Here is a 4,403-nt window from a genome sequence, read left to right on the forward strand (position 1 = left end):
AGGATTATGAAATCCAGGTAGACAAACTGGTGTATGCGTATGATCCCAACAATAAAAACCGTTTGCTAAGTGTAACGGATGCGAGCAGTTCATTGGAAGGTTTTGCCGAGAACATGGACCCGAACGGGACCAGCAACGACGATTATGCCTACGATGCCAACGGGAACATGACCCGTGACGACAACAAGGCGATTACCAATATCAGTTATAACCATCTGAACTTACCGTTTACCATTACTTTTTACAACCCGCACGGCAAGCAGACCAAAATTGAGTATATTTACGATGCGGCAGGAAGTAAGAAAGGCAAGAAAGTTCATTATTACGAACCGGATTACAGCGGTGGCGGCGGTTCCGAGATGAAGGGAGTGGCAAACAACAATGCAACACCGACAAATTCATCAGTAGGCCCAACAACCTACCTGCAGAAGCTGACACAGACCGATTATATGGCGGGTGGTTTCCAATACAAAGACGAAGTGCTGGAATTCATACCGCATGCGGAAGGATTTATCAAGAATGATAAGGATGGTTATGTGTATTATTTTAATTACACGGATCATTTAGGGAATGTGAGGGTTACTTATACCGATGACGGTAATGGCACGCCTTTTGTTGTGGAAGAATCAAACTATTACCCGTTTGGATTAAAACACAAAGGATACAACGAACCGGATCAAAACCCAATGAATTGGGGTAACATTGTTACCAGTGGAAGTTATTTGAATCATAAATATAAATACAACGGGAAGGAGTTTCAGGATGAGTTGGGGCTTAACTTTTACGACTATGGAGCTAGGAATTATGATGCGGCAATTGGTAGATGGATGAATATTGACCCACTGGCGGAGAAATATAGAAGATGGTCACCATATAATTATTGTGTTGATAATCCTATGAGGTTTATAGATCCTGATGGAATGGGTGTAAATGATGTGATAATTACAGGTACTCAAAGCAAAGCAGCATTTGCAGAATTACAAAAAGGTGTTGGTAAAAGAATGACTTTGAAAATGGATAGTGATGGAAATATTACCTACACTCAAAATAGTAAAGTATTGACTGGAAATGCTAAAAGAATAGCAGAAGCTATTGATAATCATTCAATAAAAGTAAATGTAAAAGCAGAAAATACAGATTCAACTTCTAAAGGAAATGTGTATTGTGGTGGTGCATTTATGGGCAATACTGTCACAGATAAAGTTGACCCCGCTTCAGGGAAAAATATTGTAGAGGCAACACAAGAAGTCAATCCGCAAGTTTTAGGAGCTATCAGTAATCACTATGACAAACCAGGCAATGATATGGTAAGTGAAGTCACAGAAGCATACGAAGGTGGTAAGCTTAGTCAAGCATCTGGAATATCTTCTCCTGATTCTGGAACTGATGGAAGTGTTTATCCAACTGCAAATTTATTGGGTGTAAAACAATCAGGTGATGTAACTGAAACGGTTACAGATTCTCAAGGAAATTTAGTTGAAATGCCAGCAGACGGTTATATACCATCTAATGCTGTTCAAATGCAATATTCTGTTCAATCTACGTTTAAGAAAAAGGAAATAATTCAAACGACTAAATTATAAATTATGAAAAAAATTGTCTTGGCTTTTTTTATCGTTGGTATTTTAAGTTGTAAAACAGCAAGTTTGAATTCAATATCAGACAATTCAAAAATAAGTTTTACAGTTTATAAAATAACATCTGTAAAAAACTATAATCTAATTTATGCAAGAAGAAATGATTCGATTTTTAAAATTGTTTCGAAAAAAAACATTTCAAAGGATTGCAATAAAATTAAAATTAATGAAATTTATGATTTTAAATTGCAATCTATTTTAAAAAATAGATTTAAGAATACTAAATTTAAAGCCCCAGTTAACTATTTAGATATAAATTGTTTTATTTTTGAGGGTGATGTAAAAATTTGTAAAGAAAAGGGAATTTACGATTTATATTATACCGAGAACTTAAACGGATTATGTTATACCCGATAGGGGGTAATGTATCAAAGTTAGTGATACAGAAATTTGAAACTATAACTTATTGAAAAAGAATAGTTATAAAAAATAAAGAGGGAAAAGATGGGCAGGGTAATGTATCAAATTAGGGCATGGCCTAAAATTTTAAAATAAATAATTGAAAAACAGTGTTTAATGTAAAAGTTAAGCGCTGTTTTTTGTTGTATAAATAGATAATTTAAAGATTGAAGAATCGTTAAATCGCATAAAATAAGGGGTTTGTTTTGCTACGTGTATTAAATTAGGGCATGGAAAAAATACTTTGCCCCAAATGTAGCGGGACAACCGTTAAAAATGGGTTTCAATCAGCCATACAACGCTATAAATGCAAATTTTGCAAGCATAAATTTCAAGTTATTTATAAATATCGTGCTTACATTAAGACTATCAATGAATCGATAGTTGTTTTATTGAAGTAAGGCTGTGGTATCAGAAGTACAAGCAGGGTTCTGAATATTTCGAAAAATACGGTTTTAGCCCGGATAATTTCCATAGGGAACAACTTAAAGCCAAAACTATTGTTAGAAAAAGGATGGTCCTATGAAATGGATGAAATGTGGACATTTATCGGAAATAAAAGGAATGTATTATGGATTACCTATGCAATTGAAAGGAATAGCAGATCTATTGTTGGTTTTGTAGTGGGTTCTAAAACAAAAGAGAATATTCAGCCTTTGGTCAATCGTTTGATTTTATCAGAGCCAAAGCATATTTATACAGACAGATTGAATATCTATCCAGCCTTGATTCCTGCTTCCATTCATAAAAGGTTTCAATATTGTACTAATATCATTGAACGGAACAATTTGACTATGCGAACCCATTTAAAAAGACTGAACCGAAGAACGATTTGTTTTTCCAGAAGCCAGTTGGTTTTGCAGTCGGTTTTGAAGATTTACTTTTGGGTGTAGCCAATTGTTATAATTGAAGGATAATTAGACCTGACAGGTTTTCAATTCAATAAAAAAAACAGTTACTGAACCTGTCGAAGTATTGTGGCAATTTCATTTTCAATTTTCTTTTTGCCACAAAAGTTGTGGCAATTTCATTTTTGAAAATGAAATTGCCACGGTTTTATGGTGGTTTCGACTCCGCTCAACCACCATCGACTCCGCTCAACCACCATTGCTAAACTCAACCATTTAAGATTACGGTGGCTGAGCGGAGTCGAAGCCCAATCCTTCAATCTTTCAATCTCTTAAAAAATCAGTATTTACCCTGATTGCCCTGTAAGAATTTATCTCATATGTTTGTATTAATTAAGATTATCCAGAGATGCTACTCATGAATCAAACCAAAACTTCAAACACTAAGGCAAGATGAAAAAACTGATATTATTATTGATGGTACCGGGATTTGCCTTAGCGCAAAGCACCAACCAGAACTATACCAAAGCCACGACTTACAGAGGAGAAAACGGCACCTTGCCACAAACGACTGTAACCTATTTTGACGGACTGGGCAGACCGATCCAGAAAGTGGACAACGCGATGAGCGCCACGGGCCAGAACATCGTGACCCACATCGAATATGATGCCTATGGCAGACCGGTAAAAGACTATTTGCCGTTTGTATCCGGAGTTTCGACACTCGATTATTTGAGCAGTGCGGTGACCAATCAAAACACGTATTATACCACTCCGGCCAACGGGGAAACCACGGCTTACCCGTACAGCGAGAAACTATTGGAAGCTTCACCGCTGGACCGTGTGCTGAAACAAGCCGCTCCGGGCGAAGCCTGGAAGATGGGTTCCAATCACGAAATCAAGTTTGAGTATGGTACTAATGAGGCCACAGGAACCAATGCCGTGAAACTCTTCAAGGCGACAGCCAGCTGGAATGAATCGTTACTGGCCTATACTAATACCCTGAGCCAAACCACAAATTACTCGGCTAATGAGTTGTATCTGACCATAATCAAAGATGAAAACTGGACATCAGGGAACAACCACACCACACAGGAGTTCAAGGACAAAGCCGGTAAAGTGGTTTTGAAGCGGACTTTCAATGCTAATGAAGCACACGAAACTTATTATGTGTACGACCAGTTTGGAAATTTAGCGTATGTGATCCCGCCATTGGCGAATGCCGCATATGACAGCAATACCCTTAACGGATTGTGTTACCAGTACCAGTATGACAACCGTAATCGGTTAGTGTCGAAAAAACTGCCGGGCAAGCAGTGGGAATTTATCGTGTATGACCTGTTGGATAAACCGGTGGCGACCGGACCGGCCTTATCGCCATGGGGAACCGGGGCATCAGGTGTGATGGTGACCCAGTATGATGTGTACGGAAGACCAACGCAAAACGGTTGGTTGCCTACCACGATTGACCCGAATGCAAGAAGTACACAACAAACCAGTATTAACGGCGGAAGCAATC

General features: G+C 38.0%; 3 protein-coding genes and 1 pseudogene. All 4 read left to right on the forward strand.

The window, feature by feature from the left end; genetic code table 11:
* A partial coding sequence (locus NAT51_RS19510) for an RHS repeat domain-containing protein (protein WP_250601776.1) occupies positions 1–1,583 on the forward strand: 1,583 nt, incomplete at its 5' end.
* Positions 1,584–1,586: 3 nt separating this feature from the next.
* Positions 1,587–1,994: a hypothetical protein gene (locus NAT51_RS19515; RefSeq protein WP_250601778.1), complete on the forward strand. Its 408-nt coding sequence runs from the start codon at positions 1,587–1,589 to the stop codon at positions 1,992–1,994.
* 272 nt (positions 1,995–2,266) lie between these two features.
* Positions 2,267–2,929: pseudogene (locus NAT51_RS19520) on the forward strand (IS1 family transposase).
* Between the two features lie 408 nt (positions 2,930–3,337).
* A partial coding sequence (locus NAT51_RS19525) for a DUF6443 domain-containing protein (RefSeq protein ID WP_250601780.1) occupies positions 3,338–4,403 on the forward strand: 1,066 nt, incomplete at its 3' end.

The sequence above is a fragment of the Flavobacterium amniphilum genome (assembly GCF_023634845.1).
Lineage (GTDB): Bacteria > Bacteroidota > Bacteroidia > Flavobacteriales > Flavobacteriaceae > Flavobacterium > Flavobacterium amniphilum.